The following is a 14,765-nucleotide window of genomic DNA, read 5'->3' as shown; positions in this document are numbered from 1 at the left end:
TGCATAGCGGCAAGTCTCGTCACGCCCAAGCATAAAGCGCAGGCTGGCCAGGCGAAGCTCTAGGCTTTGGCGGCGCCCGGGGGGCGCGTCACCAGCCAGATGCCTATGCAGACCAGAACCAATGCAGCCAGATAACTCCAGCGCAGCAGGGACTCGCCCAGGAATATGGCGGACAGGGCGACGCCAAAGACAGGAATCAGAAAGTTGAAGGCGGCGATCAGACCGACCGGATTGTGCTTCAGCAACAGGCTCCACACGGCGAAAGCCACGGAGGACAGCAGGGCCATGTAGAGCAGCAGCGCGCCGGATTGCAGGTCGAGACCATCCATATGACCTTCGCCCGCCATGCCGATTCCGGTCAGGGCGACGCCGCCGATGAAAAGCTGCCATCCCGTCATGACCATGGCGTCCATGTCGGCTGAAATGCGCTTGCCGTAGATAGACGCCGCCGCCAGCACGAATGCCGCGATGATGATGAAGCCTTCACCCAGGAGGCTGAAATCGAATCCGAGGGCGCCGCCGCCCAGATTGACGACGACCACGCCCAGGAAGCCGATCAGGCAGCCCATGACCTTGCGGGCGGTCAGTCGGTCGTTGGCATACAGGAAGTGAGCCAGGACGACGCTGAAGAAGACGCCGGTGGCGTTCATGATGGATGACTTCACGCCTGTAGCGTGAGCCAATCCGACGTAGAAAAAGACGTACTGGATGGTAGTCTGGGTCAGGCCCAGCAAGACGACCTGCCGAAGCTGGCGGATGTTCTGGGTCAGGATCGGCTTCTTCAAGGCTGCTGCGACGCCAAGCAGGATCGTGCCCGCCAACGAGAACCGCCACCCTGCGAACAGCATCTGGCTGGAGATGTCGCTCGGCGCGATGTGCAACAGGGCATAGCCGTTCTTTACGGCCGGAAAGGCGCTGCCCCACAGGAGACAGCATAGCGTCGCCAGGGCGAAGACCCCGGAGCGGGTCTGGTAAAGGGAGGGTTTCAAGGCGCTCGCTTCAGGAACATGGAGTGGGCGCAAGGAGATCGCCGACACGCGACAACGCATAGTTCAAACGCCCTGTTAACCAAACCGGAAACGTCCTCGCTGATGATCACTTCAAGTGAGCAGGAGTGCGTACCGTCATGTTGGCGAGATTTATGAAGGGAGCGGCGATCGTCGCCGCCTTTTCCTCTCTGGCGGCTTGCGCCAGTTTCGGCGGCGGGCGCGATGCGCCGCTGCGTCCGCCGGTCGTGACCGATCCAGCGCCGATCGTCTCGGGCACGATGCGGCCCTATCAGATCCGCGGTCGCTGGTACCGTCCGGCGGAGCAGCCGGATTATGACGAGGTCGGCCAGGCGTCCTGGTACGGATCGCAGCATCACGGCCGTCCGACCTCGACCGGCGAACGCTTTGACATGAACGCCCTGACGGCGGCGCACAAGACCCTGCCTCTGCCGAGCCTGGTGGAGGTGACCAACCGCGCCAACGGCCGTCGGGTCATATTGCGGGTCAATGATCGCGGCCCGTTCGTCGACAGCCGGATCATCGATCTGTCGCGGGCGGCGGCGGAGGAGCTGGGCCTGTTGTCGCAAGGCGTGGGCGAGGTGCGGGTGCGCTATGTCGGACGAGCCCCGAGGACGGGCGGCGGTATTGCGATGCAACGAGCGGATGCGACGCCTGCTTCTCGGTCGACGCCCTATCGTCAGCCGGCCCCGGCGGAGACGGCGGCATCGGACACGGCGACCTACTGGGTTCAGGCCGGCGCCTTTTCGGATCGTCGCGCCGCTGGGCGAATCGCGGACCGTCTAGGCGAACGTGCCTCCGTTCAGGACATCCGTAGTGACGGACAGTCCCTGTTTCGGGTGATCGTCGGTCCCTGGCCGGACGCCAATGCGGCTGAACAGGCCCGTCAGGCGGTCATCGCACGCGGGTTTGGCGACGCCCTGTTGATATCAGGCGGTTAAGGCTTGCCTGACGCGCCGAGCTCGCCATTGTGCGCGGGTGCAGCGCGGTAAGTTCATCACATTCGAAGGCGGCGAGGGGGCCGGCAAGACCACGCAGGCGCGCCTGCTGGTCGAGCATCTCCGCTCGCTTGGAATCGACGCCATCCAGACGCGCGAACCGGGCGGATCGCCCGGCGCCGAGGTCATTCGCAATATCGTCGTGGCCGGAGACGCCGAGCGCTGGTCGCCGCGCACCGAGACCCTGCTGATGTACGCCGCTCGTTCAGACCATCTGGAGCGCACCATTCGTCCTGCCCTGGATGAGGGCAAGTGGGTCGTCTGCGATCGTTTCGCCGATTCCAGCCGCGTTTATCAGGGTGCGGGCGGGGGCGCACCGGAAAGCCTGATCGAGGCGCTGGACGCCGCCATCGTGGCCGACGACCAGCCGGATCTGACGCTGGTTTTCGATTTGCCGGTCGAGGTCGGACTGGAACGCGCCTTTGGTCGCGGCCTGTTCGAGACCCGGTTCGAATCCAAGGGCCTGGCCTTCCATCAGAAGCTCCGCGAAGGCTTCCTGGGCGTGGCCCGTCGTCACCCGGAACGCTGCGTCGTGATCGATGCGACCGGAGAGCTTGAGGCCGTTTCCGAACGACTGCGGAGCGCCGTCGCCGAGCGGTTGCTGTGAGCGAACATCCGCGCGACCGGTTCGACCTGGTCCCGGACGCCGCCGCCGAAGAAGCCTTTCTGGACGCCCTGAACAGGGGACGTCTGCACCACGCCTGGTTGCTGTGCGGCGTTGAAGGCAGCGGCAAGGCCACCTTCGCCTATCGCGCCGCTCGTCGTTTGCTCGGGGCCGCGCCAGATTCATCGCGCGGTCCGTTGGGGGCCGCGCCCTATGATCCTGTCAGCCAGTTGGTGGCGGCGCAGTCCCATCCCGATCTGCTGGTGATGGAGCGCCTGGTCGAGGGCGGCAAGCAGAAGAAGACCATTTCAGTCGATCAGGCCCGGGACCTGCCCGGCTTCTTCGCCAAGAGTCCGTCGCAGGCCGACTATCGCGTGGCGATCATCGACGCGGCCGACGACCTGAACATCAACGCCGCCAACGCCTTGCTGAAGATTCTTGAGGAGCCGCCTGAGCGCGGTGTCCTGTTGCTGGTGACCCATGCGCCCGGTCGGCTGCTGGCCACGATCCGCTCGCGCTGCCGCCGCCTCAGCTTCCCGATCTGGACCCCTGATCAGTTGGAGACCCTTGTGCGTAACCGCACGGGCGCTGATCCGGACGATGCGCGGCTGGCCGCCGACATGGCCGGCGGATCGCCGGGCGCGGCCCTGGCCCTGTCGTCCGGCGCCATGCAGGAAGTCGACGCCCTGGCGCGCAGCTGGGTCTTGGGTGACGCCGTCGATCGCGCCGAGCAGCTCGCCGTCGCCGATGGGTTTCGCGGCGCTGAAGGTCAGGCGCGCTTCGAGGCGCTGATGGATCGGTTGATCGCGGCTGTGAAGACGCGAGCGCTCGAGGCGCCGGCGGGGCAGGGCGCCCGCTGGGCCGAGCTGTGGACACGTCTGGCCGAACTGCCGGACCGAACGGCGGCCATCAACCTGGATCGCGCCGACGTTCTGGCCGGCGCCCTGGCCGACATCGCTCGCACCAAGGCCCAGAGATGATTATCGACAGTCACGTCAACCTGCACGCCCCTCAGTTCGACGAGGACCGCGACGAGGTTATCGCTCGCGCCCGTGAAGCCGGGGTTCGCCTGATGGTCGAGATTTCCGACAAGCTGTCGACCTTCGAGGCCACCCACGCCCTGGCCATGGCCAATGACGACATATGGTGCACGGTCGGGGCGCATCCGCATGAGGCCAAGGACCATGTCGAGCTGACGGCCGATGAACTGGTCGCCCTGGCCCAGCGGCCGCGTGTCATCGGCATCGGCGAATGTGGTCTGGATTTCCACTACGACCTTAGCCCCCGCGACGAACAGGCGGCGGTCTTCCGCCAGCACATCGAGGCTGCGCGCCGGACCGGTTTGCCTCTGGTGGTGCACACGCGTGAAGCCGACGATGTAATGGCGGCCATCCTGCGGGAGGAGCATGCCAAGGGTTCGTTCAAGTTGCTGATGCACTGCTACACCAGCGGGCTGGAACTAGCTGAAACTGCAGCGGAACTTGGGGCCTGGTTCTCGGTTTCCGGTATCGCCACCTTCAAGGCGGCGGAAGACGTGCGAGAGGTCATTCGCCGGATGCCCGAGGACCGTATCATCGTCGAGACCGACTGCCCCTATCTGGCGCCCATCCCCCACCGGGGCCGCCGCAATGAACCGGCCTATGTCGGCCTGGTGCTGCAGAAGCTGGCGGAAGTGAGGGGGTGGTCGCCTGAAGAGGCCGATCGCCGTACGACCGACGCCTTTTTCACCCTTTTTGATCGCATCCCTCGGCCCGCGGAATGACCAAGCTGGACCTGGAGATCGTCATTCTCGGTTGCGGTTCGTCGGGTGGCGTGCCGCGCGGTGATGGCGACTGGGGCGCTTGCGATCCTCAGGAGCCGAAAAACTGGCGCAGCCGCTGCTCCATGTTGGCGCGACGCCATGGCCCTGACGGGGTCACCAGCGTTCTGATCGACACCTCGCCCGACCTGCGTTTGCAGGCGCTGCGGGCAGAGATCAGGCATGTCGACGCCGTTCTCTACACCCACGATCATGCGGATCAGACTCATGGCGTGGATGATCTGCGTGTTTTCGCCATCCATGCGCGAAGGCGCATTCAGGCCTGGATGGATGCAGCGACGCATCATGCGTTGACGACCCGGTTCGACTATATTTTCGAGAGTCATCACGGCTATCCGGCTATTCTGGAAGCGCGACGGATCCCGCCGCATGGAGAACCGTGGATCATTGACGGAGCCGGCGGCTCCATCCCGGTGATTACCTTCGACCAGGCGCATGGACCGATCCGTTCTGTCGGCTACAGGCTCGGGCCTGTCGCCTATTCCAGCGACGTGTCCGATCTCGATGAAGATGCGTTGGACGCGGTGCGTGGAGCGGATCTCTGGATTGTGGACGCCCTGCGTTATTCGCCACATCCTACCCACGCTCATATTGACAAGACGCTTGACTGGATCGCTCGCTCCCAGGTGAAGAAAGCTGTCCTGACGAACCTGCACATTGATTTGGATTACAATGCCTTGCGGTCGATTCTTCCAGATAATGTGGAGGTGGCCTTCGATGGGTGGGCAGGTCGTTATGAAGTTTGACGACCGGGTGTGAAGCCTTCGCATCGCTGGCGTCTGTCGATCAGCGGTCTATAGCTGGGCAGTTGAAATGCTTGAGGCCTGAATTCATGAGCGAGACAAGCGAGCGTCGGCAGGGGATTCAGTCCGTGGGCATTGGGCTGCGGGTGCTGGAGGTGCTGGCGTCTCTGGATGGCGCTGCGGCTCTGGGCGCCATCGCCCAGGCCTCGGATCTTTCGGCGTCCCAAGCGCATCGTTACCTGGCCAGTCTGATCGCCGCCGGCATGGCGCGTCAGGATGCGGCGACGGGGCGATATGAGCTGGGGCCGGGGGCGCTGCGTCTGGGGCTGGCGGCGCTGTCGCGGATGGACAGTTTCCGCGAGGCGGCGATCGCCCTGACCGACTATGTGCGCGAGACGGGGCGCACGGTGCAGATGGGCGCCCTGGGGCCGTCGGGGCCCATCGTGGTGCGCTGGATCATGGGCGCGCCCGCGATCTCGACCTCGCTGATGGTGGGCTCGCCCTTGCCGTTGCTGAGTTCGGCCACGGGCCATGTGTTTCTGGCCTTCCGCCCCGAGGCTGCGACGCGGCAGATGGTCGAGCGCGAGACCCAGCCGCAGTTCCAGCCGGTCGATGTCGAGGGCTTGCGTGCACGGGTGCAGCGTGACGGTTACTCGGCGATCAGGGGCGATCTGATCCCGGGCCTGCGCGCCACCGCCGTGCCGATCTTCGACCTGCAGGGGGAAGCGGTCTTCACCGCCACGGTCCTGGCCACGGACGTGTTCAAGACCGAGTATGACGATCAGGCGCGCGAGCGCCTGATCGAGGTGTGTGATCAGATCACCTTGGCGACAGGCGGGGTGCGGCCGTCGATCTGACGGCTCAAGCGGCGGCCTTGCGCAGGTCGGTCGCCGGATCGCCGGCTGTTTCCGCGATCAGGGTCTTGCCCATCAGGCGGCGCGCCGTGGCGAAGTCGCGCGGCTGATCCAGACAGACGGCGCCGACCAGAACGCCGTCGCGCAGGTAGAGACGCACCGCCTCGCCGCGCGCCACGACGGCGTCGCCCGCCGCCGGATCACCGAGGATCTGCAGGTTGTGGTCGCACTGGGCAGTCCAGAACCAGGGCGTGGGCTCGACTTCTGCGGGTTGACCAAGAATGGCCAGGGCGGCGGCGCGGGCCGAGGTCTGGGCGTGGGCCCAGGTCTCCATGCGGGCGGCGACGCCGTCGCGGACGCGCGCGGCCAGATCACCCACGACGAAGATGCGGGCGTCGGCAGGCGAGCGGTAGTCGTCGCCGACCAGAACCCCGCCCGCCACCGGCAGGCCCGCCGCCTCGGCCATCTCGGTTGAGGGGATGATGCCGATGCCGACGACGATCAGGTCGGCCTCGATGATCGAGCCGTCGTCCAGCCGGGCGGTGATCGATCCATCGGCGGCGTCTTCCAGCGCCTGCAGGGACCGGCCCAGCTTCACCTCGACGCCGATGCGGGCATGTGCGGCGGCCAGCCATTCGGCGGCCTCGGCCGGGACGTTGCGGCCCAGCAGCCGCTCGCCAGCCTCGATCACCGTGGCGGTCAGGCCCAGACCGCGCAGGGTCGAAGCTGCTTCCAGACCGATCACGCCGCCGCCGATCACCAGGGCGCGGGCGCCGGGCTTGGCCGCCGCCGCGATGGCGCGGGCGTCGTCAGCCGTGCGCAGATAGCGGACCGCCGGGTGGTCGGGCAGGGGCAGGCGACGCACGCGGCCGCCCATGGCCAACACCAGCTTGTCGAAGGGCTCGACCGAACCGTCGGCCAGACGAATCTGGCCCGCTTCACGGTCGATTGCGACAGCCTCGACGCCCAGTTTGAGGGTTACGTCCAGTTCGCCCCAGCGTTCGGCAGGCGCCAGCCATACCGGATCGGCTGCTTCGCCCGACAGGTACTCCTTCGACAGGCCTGGACGTTCGTAGGGGGGGTGCGTCTCGTCGCCCACCACAAGAACTGATCCGGAAAAACCCAGCTCACGCAAGGCGATAGCGGTCGCGCCGCCGGCGTGTCCGGCGCCCAGAACGAGGATGCGTTCAGCCATTTGTGATCTCCATCGGTCGTTGCACTAGATGCAACGCATTTGACATAGATCAAAAACCACGACACCAATGCGGTCAACGGCGACATGAGATCGCCGCTTCGAATTCTTGTCCGGGAGCTTTCAGTGAACATCCCCGTACGCCCGCCGGAGGGCGCCAACAGCCGCGCATGGCCGGCCGACGTCGACGCCGCCGTGCCCTACTGGGTCTATACGGACCCCGCGATCTACGCCGAGGAGTTGCAGAAGATCTGGTACGGGCCGCACTGGCTCTATGTCGGTCTGGAGTGCGAGCTGGCCGAGGTCGGCGACTGGAAGACGACGACCCTGGGCGAGAAGCCCTGCGTCATGGTCCGTTCGGGCGAGGACGAGATCTCGGTCGTCGAGAACCGCTGCGCCCACAAGGGCGTCAAGTTCTGCCAGACCCGCACCGGCCACTCCAAGGAGCTGATCTGCCCCTATCACCAGTGGTCCTATGCCCTGAACGGCGACCTGCAGGGCGTGCCCTTCCGTCGCGGCGTCAAGCGTCAGGGCGGCATGCCGTCGGACTTCGATCCCAAGGACCACAGCCTGAACAAGCTGCGCGTCGAGGTGGTCAATGGCGTGGTCTGGGCCACCTTCTCGGACGAGACGCCGCCCTTCCGCGAGTACCTCGGCGAGAAGTTCTGGAAGCACTACACCCGCGTCTATGACGGCCGGAAGCTGGAGGTGCTGGGTTACAACCGTCAGCACATCCCCGCCAACTGGAAGCAGATGCAGGAGAACATCAAGGACCCCTATCACGCGGGCCTGCTGCACGTGTTCTTCGCCACCTTCGGCCTGTTCCGCGCCGACCAGAAGTCGGCCGTCGATATCGACGACGAGGGCCGCCACGGCATCCTGATCTCGCGCAAGGGCGAGCAGGAAAAGACCGAGGCCATGGCCGACATCCGCAACTTCCAGGGCGATCTGGTGCTGGAAGACCCCCGCGTCATGGACGTGGTGCAGGAGTTCCCCGGCGAAGAAACCGTCGGGATGATCACCATCTTCCCCAGCGTGATCCTGCAACAGCAGGTCAACAGCCTGACCACGCGTCAGATCGTGCCAAAGGGTCCGGACGGCTTCGACTTCCACTGGACCCACTGGTGCTACGCCGACGACACGCCGGAGATGCGCCTGCGCCGTACGCGTCAGGCCAACCTGTTCGGCCCGGCGGGCTTCGTGTCGGCTGACGATGGCGAGGTTCTGGAGATGACCCAGCAGGGCGCGACGGGTTCTCCCGACGCCAACATGATCCTGCAGATGGGCGGCCGCGAGATCGCCCCCACCGACCACCAGGTCACCGAGACCGCCGTGCGCGGCATGTGGCGCTACTGGCGCAAGGTGATGGGCCTGTGAGCGACGCCATGACCATTGCTCGTGACGAGATCCGCGACCTTTACGACGCCTATTACGGCGTGCTGGACGACGTGGATCTGCATGCCTGGCCCGACTTCTTCACCGAGGACTGCCTGTATCGCGTGATCCCGCGCGAGAACTACGAGGCCGGCTACACCCTGTGCACCATGCAGGCCGAGAGCCGAGGGATGCTGAAGGACCGGGTGACCGGCCTGACGCGGACCCAGATGTATGCGCCGCGTTATTACCGCCGCTTTCCCACCGCACCCCGTGTGGTTGAGCAGGGAAAGGAGGGCGTGCGCGTCCGCCACAACCTGCTGGTGGTGCAGACCCTGGTGGACAAGCAGTCGGACATCATCCTGTCCGCCGTCTGCCACGACCGCATCGTCCGCGACGGCGACCGCCTGCGCTTTGTCGAGCGCATCGTTGTCTTCGATTCCGAAATGATCCCCAACAGTCTGGTGTACCCCGCATGACCGAAGCCGCGACCCTGTCGTGGGTGGCGACCCTGCCGCCCTCGGCCCTTGAAGAGCACGGCGTCGCCAAGGCCAGCGCCAACGGCCTGAACGTCGCCCTCTATGTTGTCGAAGGCGAGTATTTCGCCACCGCCGACCTGTGCACCCACGGCGCCGCCAGCCTGTCGGACGGCTTCCTCGACGGCGAGCTGATCGAATGCCCGCTGCATCAGGGCACCTTCAACGTGAAGACCGGCGCGCCGGTCGACGCGCCTTGCTCGGTCGCCGTGCGCAGCTTCCCGGTGAAGCTGCAGGACGGCCTGCTGCACGTCGGCATGGAGGGCTAGGTCATGCACGAGGTCCTTTCCAACGACCAGCAGTCGCAGTTGAACGCCCTTTACGAGCAGATGGAGCCGGAAGGCCTCTATCCCCTGTGGGAGAAGCTGTCGGCCCTGGTCCTGCCCAAGCCGGACTCGCCGGCCAAGGTCCACAAGTGGTCCTATGACAACGCCCGCGACTACCTCATGCGGGCGGGCGATCTGATCAGCGCCAAGCAGGCCGAGCGCCGGGTGCTGATTCTGGAAAACCCCGGCCTGCCGGGCCATTCGGGCATCACGCCCAGCCTCTACGCCGGTCTGCAACTGATCCTGCCGGGCGAGATCGCCCCGGCCCACCGCCACGCCCAGTGCGCCCTGCGCTTCGTCATGGAAGGCGGCGGCGCCTATACCTCGGTGGATGGCGAGAAGGCGGTGATGCAGCCCTTCGACCTGGTGCTGACGCCGGGCGGCCAGTGGCACGACCACGGCAACCCGACCGACACGCCGATGATCTGGCTGGACGGGCTGGACATCCCGACCGTCCGTCACTTCGACGCCAGCTTCGCCGAGGGCTATTCGGAAGACCAGTTCCCCGAACAGGCCCCGGCCGGCGACAGCCTGAACCGCTATGGCCGTAACATGCGTCCGCTGAAGGGCCACACGGCGGATCGTCGTCCGGCGCATCAGCCGCTGTTCCATTATCCCTACGCTGAATGGCGTCCGGCCCTGGACGCCATGGCCGAGAGCGGCGCCGAGATCGATCCGCATTTGGGCCACGCCCTGGAGTTCATGAACCCGATCAACGGCGGCTCGATCATGGCCACCATCTCGGCCCATGTCCGCCTGCTGCCGGAAGGGTTTGAGTCCAAGCCGCGCCGCTCGACCGACGGAACCATCTTCGTGGTGGTGGAAGGGACGGGTGAGGCGGTCATCGAGGGCGAAACCGTCGCCCTGAAGCCGCGCGACATCGTCGTCGTGCCGTCGTGGAAATCGGTCGCCTTCAAGGCGGCCAGCCGACTGGTCCTGTTCGGATACTCCGACAAGGCCTGTCAGGAAAAACTGAACCTCTACAAGGAAGAGAACGCATGAGCCTGCTGTTCCAACCGCAAGCGCCCGTGCTTGCCCCGACCAACACCGGGGGCGAATTCCCGGTCCGCCGCATCTTCTGCGTCGGCCGCAACTATGCCGCCCACGCACGCGAAATGGGCCGCGACCCGGACCGCGAGCCGCCCTTCTTCTTCACCGCCTGGGCCGAGACCGTGGTGCCGGACGGGACGACCATCGCCTATCCGTCGAAGACCGAGAACTTCCACTACGAGGCCGAGCTGGTCGTCGCCATCGGCAAGGGCGGTCGCGACATCGCCGTCGAGGACGCGCTGGACCACGTCTGGGGTTACGCCACCGGTCTGGACATGACGCGCCGCGACCTGCAGCTGGAAGCCCGCGCCCAGGGCCGTCCGTGGGACACGGGCAAGAACGTCGAGCAGTCGTCGCCGCTGGGCCTGATCCACAAAGCGGGCGAGGGCTTTGATCCCGAGAACGGCAAGATCGAGCTAACCGTCAACGGCGAGGTCAAGCAGTCGGCCGACCTGGCCGACCTGATCTGGCCGGTGGCGGACATCGTCACCTACCTGTCGGGTCTGTGGGAAATCCAGCCCGGCGACCTGATCTACACCGGCACCCCCGCCGGTGTCGGCGCCGTCGTCGAAGGCGACGCCATGACGGTCACCATCGACGGCCTGACCCCGCTCAACATCAAGGTCGGCCCCAAGGCCGCCTGATCCTTTTTCCAAGCATCATCAATCACGGAGAGGCGCGCGACAGACGCGCCCTCCACGGAGGACTACTTCAATGGCAGCCATGGGTGAGGGGGGCGGAAACGCCGTCATCGACCGGGCCAGGTTCGGCCCGCTACAGTTCGGCGTCACGGCGCTGTGCTTCATCATCGCCATGCTCGACGGCTTCGACACCCAGTCGATCGCCTTCGTCGCGCCCAAGATCGCCGAGGACTGGGGCCTGGCCCCGTCGGCCTTCGGTCCGATCTTCGCCATCGGCCTTCTGGGCCTGACGGTCGGCGCCTTCACCCTGAGCCCGGCGGCGGACAAGTTCGGCCGCAAGACGGTCATCCTGATCTCGACCTTCATCTTCGGCCTGTTCGCCCTGCTGACGGCCTTCTCGACCTCGATGAACGAGCTGCTGATCTACCGCTTCATCACCGGGGTCGGCCTGGGCGCCGCCATGCCCAACATCATCGCCCTGACCAGCGAATACGGTCCGGCCCGCCTGCGTGCGACCCTGGTGACGGTCATGTTCTGCGGCTTCCCGCTGGGTTCGACCATCGGCGGTCTGATCTCGACCTGGCTGATCGCCACCTGGGACTGGCATTCGGTCTTCGTCGTCGGCGGGGTCCTGCCGCTGCTGCTGCTGCCGGTGCTCTGGTTCATGTTGCCGGAATCGGTGCGCTTCCTGGTCGCCAAGGGCGCGCCGGAGCACAAGATCGCCCCCATCGTTAAGAAGATCGACGCCGACGCCTCGGTCAGCGAGTTCATCGCCGGCCTGAAGCACGAGCAGTCGTCGGCGGCCAAGGGCTTCTCGGTCTTCCAGCTGTTCCGTGAAGGCCGCACCCCCGTGACCCTGCTGCTGTGGGTCGCCTTCTTCATGAACCTGCTGGTCATGTACTTCCTGGTGAACTGGCTGCCGACCCTGCTGAAGGGCGCCGGTCTGCCGCTCAGCCTGGCCATCCTGTCCACCGCGACCCTGAACCTCGGCGGCGTCGTCGGCGCCATTGTTCTGGGCCGGATGATCGACAGGATCAGCCCCTACGTCGTCCTGGGTTCGGCCTACGCCGCCTCGGCCGCCTTCATCGCCCTGCTGGCTTTCGGCGGCGCCAATCTGACGGTCCTGCTGCTTGGCGCGGCCCTGTCCGGCTTCGGCGTCGTCGGCGCACAGATCGGCTGCAACGCCCTGACGGCGGCTGTCTATCCGACCGCCATCCGCGCCACGGGCGTGGGCTGGGCCCTGGGCGTGGGCCGTATCGGCGCCATCGTCGGTCCCCTGGTCGGCGGCGTGCTGCTGGCCGCCGGCTGGACGCCGCAGTCGCTGATCCTGCTGGCCGTCATCCCCGCCGTGATCGCCTCGATCGCGGTCTTCACCCTCGGCGGCGTGCGCCGTCGCGCCGGAGTCTGAACCCATGATCCTGCACGGTTATTTCCGCTCCACGGCCTCATGGCGGGTTCGTATCGCCCTGGGTCTCAAGGGACTGGAGGCCGTGCAGGTCATCCATCACCTGCGCAAGGGCGAGCAGCGGGCGCCGGACTATCTGGCGCTCAACCCGCAGGGGCTGCTGCCGGCCTTCGTCACCGACGACGGTGCGGTGCTGACCCAGTCGCTGGCCATCATCGAATACCTCGACGAGACCTCGGGCCAGCCGTCGCTGCTTCCCGCCGACCCGGTGCAGCGGGCCAAGGTTCGGGCGGTGGCCCAGGCCGTGGCCTGCGACATCCACCCGGTGCAGAACCTCAAGGTGCTGCAACGCCTGGGCGACCTCGGTCTGGGCGAAGAGGGGGTTCAGGCCTGGGCCGCAACCGTCATTGAGGAAGGTCTCGACGCGGTCGACAAGCTGCTGGCTGAGCAGCCGGGCCCCTTCGCCTTCGGCGACGCGCCGACCCTGGCCGACCTCTGCATCGTGCCGCAGCTGGGCAACGCCCGTCGCTTCGGCGTCGAGGTGCGCTGGCCGCGCCTGCTGGCGCTGGAGGCCGCCTGTCTCGAACTGCCCGCCTTCCAGAACGCCGTCCCGGGCAAACAGCCCGACGCCGAATAATCACCCCAATCGAACCGAGCGCGGAGCCAACCGCGCCCTTTCCCGGAGGAAATCATGACCATCGCCGCTGCGGCCGCCGCCGCATTGCTTTCGCACGCCCCCATGCCTGCCGACGCCGAGGCGCCGATCCAGACCGCACCCGCTGCCGGTCTGGCCGCCGCGCCTGCTCCGGCGTCCGCTGCGCCGGCCGCGCCGCCGCCGTTCAAGTTGATCAATCACGACGAGAACTACGCTTACCTCGCTGATCCGGCTAAGCGGACCTCGACCTGGTCGAAGTTCAAGTATGTGCCGGTCGGCGGCGAAGGCAGCCCCGTCTGGGTCAGCTTCGGCGGCGAGTGGCGCTTCCGCGCCGAGCACCGCGACAACGAGCGCTTCGGCCGTGGTCTTCAGGACACCGGCGGCGACTTCCAGACCCGCGCCCGCCTGTGGGGCGAACTGAACCTAGGCTCTTCGCTGCGCGCCTTTGTCGACGTTCAGGACGCCCGCACCTCGGGCCTGGCCAGCGGCGAGCCGGTGATCGAGGAAAACCGTACCGACCTGCACCAGGCCTTCGTCGAAGCGAAGACCGGTCTGGGCGGCGGCAACTTGCGCGTCCGCGCCGGCCGTCAGGAGTTCGGTCAAGGCGGCTTCCGCCTGTTCGACATGCGCGAGGGCGCCAACGCTCGCGTGGCGCTGGACATGGTTCGGGTCATGTACGACAGCCCGACCGGCTGGAGCGGCGGCGCTTTCGCCGGCTACGCTCTGCGTGAAGGCAAGGCCTCGTGGGACGACGCGACCAACTTCGACTATCGCCTCTATGGCGCGACCGCTGCGAAGACGCTGGGGCAGGGGGCGACGGCGCCGAAGCTGGAGCTGCTTTACGCCAACACCGATCGTCTGGGGACGCCGTTCGACGGTCAGGTGGCAGGTCGCGACGACCGCGACACCCTGTCGGTGCGTCTGTCGGGCAAGGTCGCGCCCTGGGACTATGAGATCGAGGCGGTGAAGCAGTGGGGTTCGTTCCGCGATCTCGACATCGACGCCTGGTTCTTCTCGGCCGTCGGCGGGCGCACCTTCTCGGGCGTGAAGTGGTCGCCGCGCGTTGCCGTGCGTCTGGACGTCGGCTCGGGCGACAAGGACCCTAACGACGGCAAGCTGAACAGCTTCAACCCTCTGTTCCCGCAACCGGCGGCCCTGCGCACCGATCTGGGCTTCGCCAACATGGTCCTGCTGCAGCCGGAGGTGACGGTGCGTCCGTCGCCCAAGCTGACGCTCGGCGCCAACACCGCCGGCTTGTGGCGTCAGAGCAAGGACGACGGCCTCTACGCCCTGTCCGGCATGGTGCTGCGCGGCGCCAATGAGGGTCAGTCCTCCTATGTCGGTTGGCGCACCGGCGTCTTCGCTCGCTACGCCCTGACCCCTTATGTCTCGCTGATGGGCGTGGCCAACTACACCAAGGCCGGCGACTTCCTGAAGGAAACTGGCACGGCTGAAGACCAGTCCTACCTCGGGACCTTCCTGACCTTCAGGTTCTGAGCCCCGAAGGAAGGCGACAACGCTACGGCGTCAAATCCCCTCTGACCTGCAACGGGCAAAGGGG

Annotated in this window: 16 protein-coding genes; 14 read left to right on the top strand and 2 right to left on the bottom strand. The window is 66.4% G+C overall.

The genetic code is table 11. The features are described from left to right. Positions 1 to 59 precede the first annotated feature (59 nt). Complete coding sequence (locus ACZ5XO_RS08015) at positions 60 to 989, bottom strand: DMT family transporter (protein WP_464164816.1); 930 nt, start codon at positions 987 to 989, stop codon at positions 60 to 62. Positions 990 to 1,126: 137 nt separating this feature from the next. On the opposite strand from ACZ5XO_RS08015, the gene ACZ5XO_RS08010 reads away from it, so the two are divergent. The 6 genes from ACZ5XO_RS08010 to ACZ5XO_RS07985 all read left to right on the top strand — a co-directional run bounded on the left by ACZ5XO_RS08010 (position 1,127) and on the right by ACZ5XO_RS07985 (position 6,028). Further along, on the top strand, positions 1,127 to 1,948 hold the full coding sequence (locus ACZ5XO_RS08010; protein ID WP_464164814.1) for a septal ring lytic transglycosylase RlpA family protein: 822 nt from the start codon (positions 1,127 to 1,129) through the stop codon (positions 1,946 to 1,948). 37 nt (positions 1,949 to 1,985) lie between these two features. Next, positions 1,986 to 2,612, top strand: a complete 627-nt coding sequence (gene tmk, locus ACZ5XO_RS08005) for a dTMP kinase (RefSeq protein ID WP_464164813.1) — start codon at positions 1,986 to 1,988, stop codon at positions 2,610 to 2,612. Further along, on the top strand, positions 2,609 to 3,589 hold the full coding sequence (locus ACZ5XO_RS08000; RefSeq protein ID WP_464164811.1) for a DNA polymerase III subunit delta': 981 nt from the start codon (positions 2,609 to 2,611) through the stop codon (positions 3,587 to 3,589). The genes tmk and ACZ5XO_RS08000 overlap by 4 nt, the downstream gene beginning before the upstream one ends. Further along, complete coding sequence (locus tag ACZ5XO_RS07995; protein WP_464164809.1) at positions 3,586 to 4,371, top strand: TatD family hydrolase; 786 nt, start codon at positions 3,586 to 3,588, stop codon at positions 4,369 to 4,371. The genes ACZ5XO_RS08000 and ACZ5XO_RS07995 overlap by 4 nt, the downstream gene beginning before the upstream one ends. Further along, positions 4,368 to 5,174, top strand: a complete 807-nt coding sequence (locus tag ACZ5XO_RS07990; RefSeq protein WP_464164808.1) for an MBL fold metallo-hydrolase — start codon at positions 4,368 to 4,370, stop codon at positions 5,172 to 5,174. The genes ACZ5XO_RS07995 and ACZ5XO_RS07990 overlap by 4 nt, the downstream gene beginning before the upstream one ends. An 86-nt stretch (positions 5,175 to 5,260) precedes the next feature. Then, a complete protein-coding gene (locus tag ACZ5XO_RS07985) occupies positions 5,261 to 6,028 on the top strand; it encodes an IclR family transcriptional regulator (RefSeq protein ID WP_464164806.1) in 768 nt (255 codons plus the stop codon). A 4-nt stretch (positions 6,029 to 6,032) separates the two neighbouring features. On the opposite strand, the gene ACZ5XO_RS07980 is transcribed toward ACZ5XO_RS07985, so the two are convergent. Further along, positions 6,033 to 7,220: an NAD(P)/FAD-dependent oxidoreductase gene (locus ACZ5XO_RS07980; protein WP_464164805.1), complete on the bottom strand. Its 1,188-nt coding sequence runs from the start codon at positions 7,218 to 7,220 to the stop codon at positions 6,033 to 6,035. 123 nt (positions 7,221 to 7,343) lie between these two features. Here ACZ5XO_RS07980 and ACZ5XO_RS07975 point away from each other — a divergent pair, with 123 nt between their 5' ends. The 8 genes from ACZ5XO_RS07975 (at position 7,344) to ACZ5XO_RS07940 (ending at position 14,701) form a co-directional block, all read left to right on the top strand. Continuing rightward, entirely contained in the window at positions 7,344 to 8,594 is a 1,251-nt protein-coding gene (locus ACZ5XO_RS07975; RefSeq protein WP_464164803.1) for an SRPBCC family protein, read from the top strand. An 8-nt stretch (positions 8,595 to 8,602) separates the two neighbouring features. Continuing rightward, positions 8,603 to 9,070: an aromatic-ring-hydroxylating dioxygenase subunit beta gene (locus tag ACZ5XO_RS07970; RefSeq protein WP_464164802.1), complete on the top strand. Its 468-nt coding sequence runs from the start codon at positions 8,603 to 8,605 to the stop codon at positions 9,068 to 9,070. Further along, positions 9,067 to 9,396: a non-heme iron oxygenase ferredoxin subunit gene (locus ACZ5XO_RS07965; RefSeq protein ID WP_464164801.1), complete on the top strand. Its 330-nt coding sequence runs from the start codon at positions 9,067 to 9,069 to the stop codon at positions 9,394 to 9,396. The genes ACZ5XO_RS07970 and ACZ5XO_RS07965 overlap by 4 nt, the downstream gene beginning before the upstream one ends. 3 nt (positions 9,397 to 9,399) lie before the next feature. Then, positions 9,400 to 10,455, top strand: coding sequence for a gentisate 1,2-dioxygenase (gene gtdA, locus ACZ5XO_RS07960; RefSeq protein ID WP_464164799.1), 1,056 nt, complete (start codon positions 9,400 to 9,402; stop codon positions 10,453 to 10,455). Then, positions 10,452 to 11,147, top strand: a complete 696-nt coding sequence (locus tag ACZ5XO_RS07955; protein WP_464164797.1) for a fumarylacetoacetate hydrolase family protein — start codon at positions 10,452 to 10,454, stop codon at positions 11,145 to 11,147. The genes gtdA and ACZ5XO_RS07955 overlap by 4 nt, the downstream gene beginning before the upstream one ends. A gap of 70 nt (positions 11,148 to 11,217) precedes the next feature. Continuing rightward, entirely contained in the window at positions 11,218 to 12,552 is a 1,335-nt protein-coding gene (locus ACZ5XO_RS07950; RefSeq protein ID WP_464164796.1) for an MFS transporter, read from the top strand. 4 nt (positions 12,553 to 12,556) lie between these two features. Continuing rightward, positions 12,557 to 13,186, top strand: a complete 630-nt coding sequence (gene maiA / locus ACZ5XO_RS07945) for a maleylacetoacetate isomerase (RefSeq protein ID WP_464164794.1) — start codon at positions 12,557 to 12,559, stop codon at positions 13,184 to 13,186. 54 nt (positions 13,187 to 13,240) lie between these two features. Then, a complete protein-coding gene (locus ACZ5XO_RS07940) occupies positions 13,241 to 14,701 on the top strand; it encodes an alginate export family protein (RefSeq protein ID WP_464164793.1) in 1,461 nt (486 codons plus the stop codon). Positions 14,702 to 14,765 lie beyond the last annotated feature (64 nt).

Source organism: Brevundimonas sp. T2-11, from assembly GCF_055397675.1.
The sequence above is the reverse complement of the archived record's forward strand: the minus strand, read 5'-3'. Positions and strand labels throughout refer to the sequence as shown.

Excerpts from the sequence above, each read along its gene's own strand:
- ACZ5XO_RS08010 (WP_464164814.1), top strand. The coding sequence starts at position 1,127 with ATGTTGGCGAGATTTATGAAGGGAGCGGCGATCGTCGCCGCCTTTTCC.
- ACZ5XO_RS07995 (WP_464164809.1), top strand. The coding sequence starts at position 3,586 with ATGATTATCGACAGTCACGTCAACCTGCACGCCCCTCAGTTCGACGAG.
- ACZ5XO_RS07990 (WP_464164808.1), top strand. The coding sequence starts at position 4,368 with ATGACCAAGCTGGACCTGGAGATCGTCATTCTCGGTTGCGGTTCGTCG.
- ACZ5XO_RS07985 (WP_464164806.1), top strand. The coding sequence starts at position 5,261 with ATGAGCGAGACAAGCGAGCGTCGGCAGGGGATTCAGTCCGTGGGCATT.
- ACZ5XO_RS07980 (WP_464164805.1), bottom strand. The coding sequence starts at position 7,220 with ATGGCTGAACGCATCCTCGTTCTGGGCGCCGGACACGCCGGCGGCGCG.
- ACZ5XO_RS07970 (WP_464164802.1), top strand. The coding sequence starts at position 8,603 with ATGACCATTGCTCGTGACGAGATCCGCGACCTTTACGACGCCTATTAC.
- ACZ5XO_RS07965 (WP_464164801.1), top strand. The coding sequence starts at position 9,067 with ATGACCGAAGCCGCGACCCTGTCGTGGGTGGCGACCCTGCCGCCCTCG.
- gtdA (WP_464164799.1), top strand. The coding sequence starts at position 9,400 with ATGCACGAGGTCCTTTCCAACGACCAGCAGTCGCAGTTGAACGCCCTT.
- ACZ5XO_RS07955 (WP_464164797.1), top strand. The coding sequence starts at position 10,452 with ATGAGCCTGCTGTTCCAACCGCAAGCGCCCGTGCTTGCCCCGACCAAC.
- ACZ5XO_RS07950 (WP_464164796.1), top strand. The coding sequence starts at position 11,218 with ATGGCAGCCATGGGTGAGGGGGGCGGAAACGCCGTCATCGACCGGGCC.
- maiA (WP_464164794.1), top strand. The coding sequence starts at position 12,557 with ATGATCCTGCACGGTTATTTCCGCTCCACGGCCTCATGGCGGGTTCGT.
- ACZ5XO_RS07940 (WP_464164793.1), top strand. The coding sequence starts at position 13,241 with ATGACCATCGCCGCTGCGGCCGCCGCCGCATTGCTTTCGCACGCCCCC.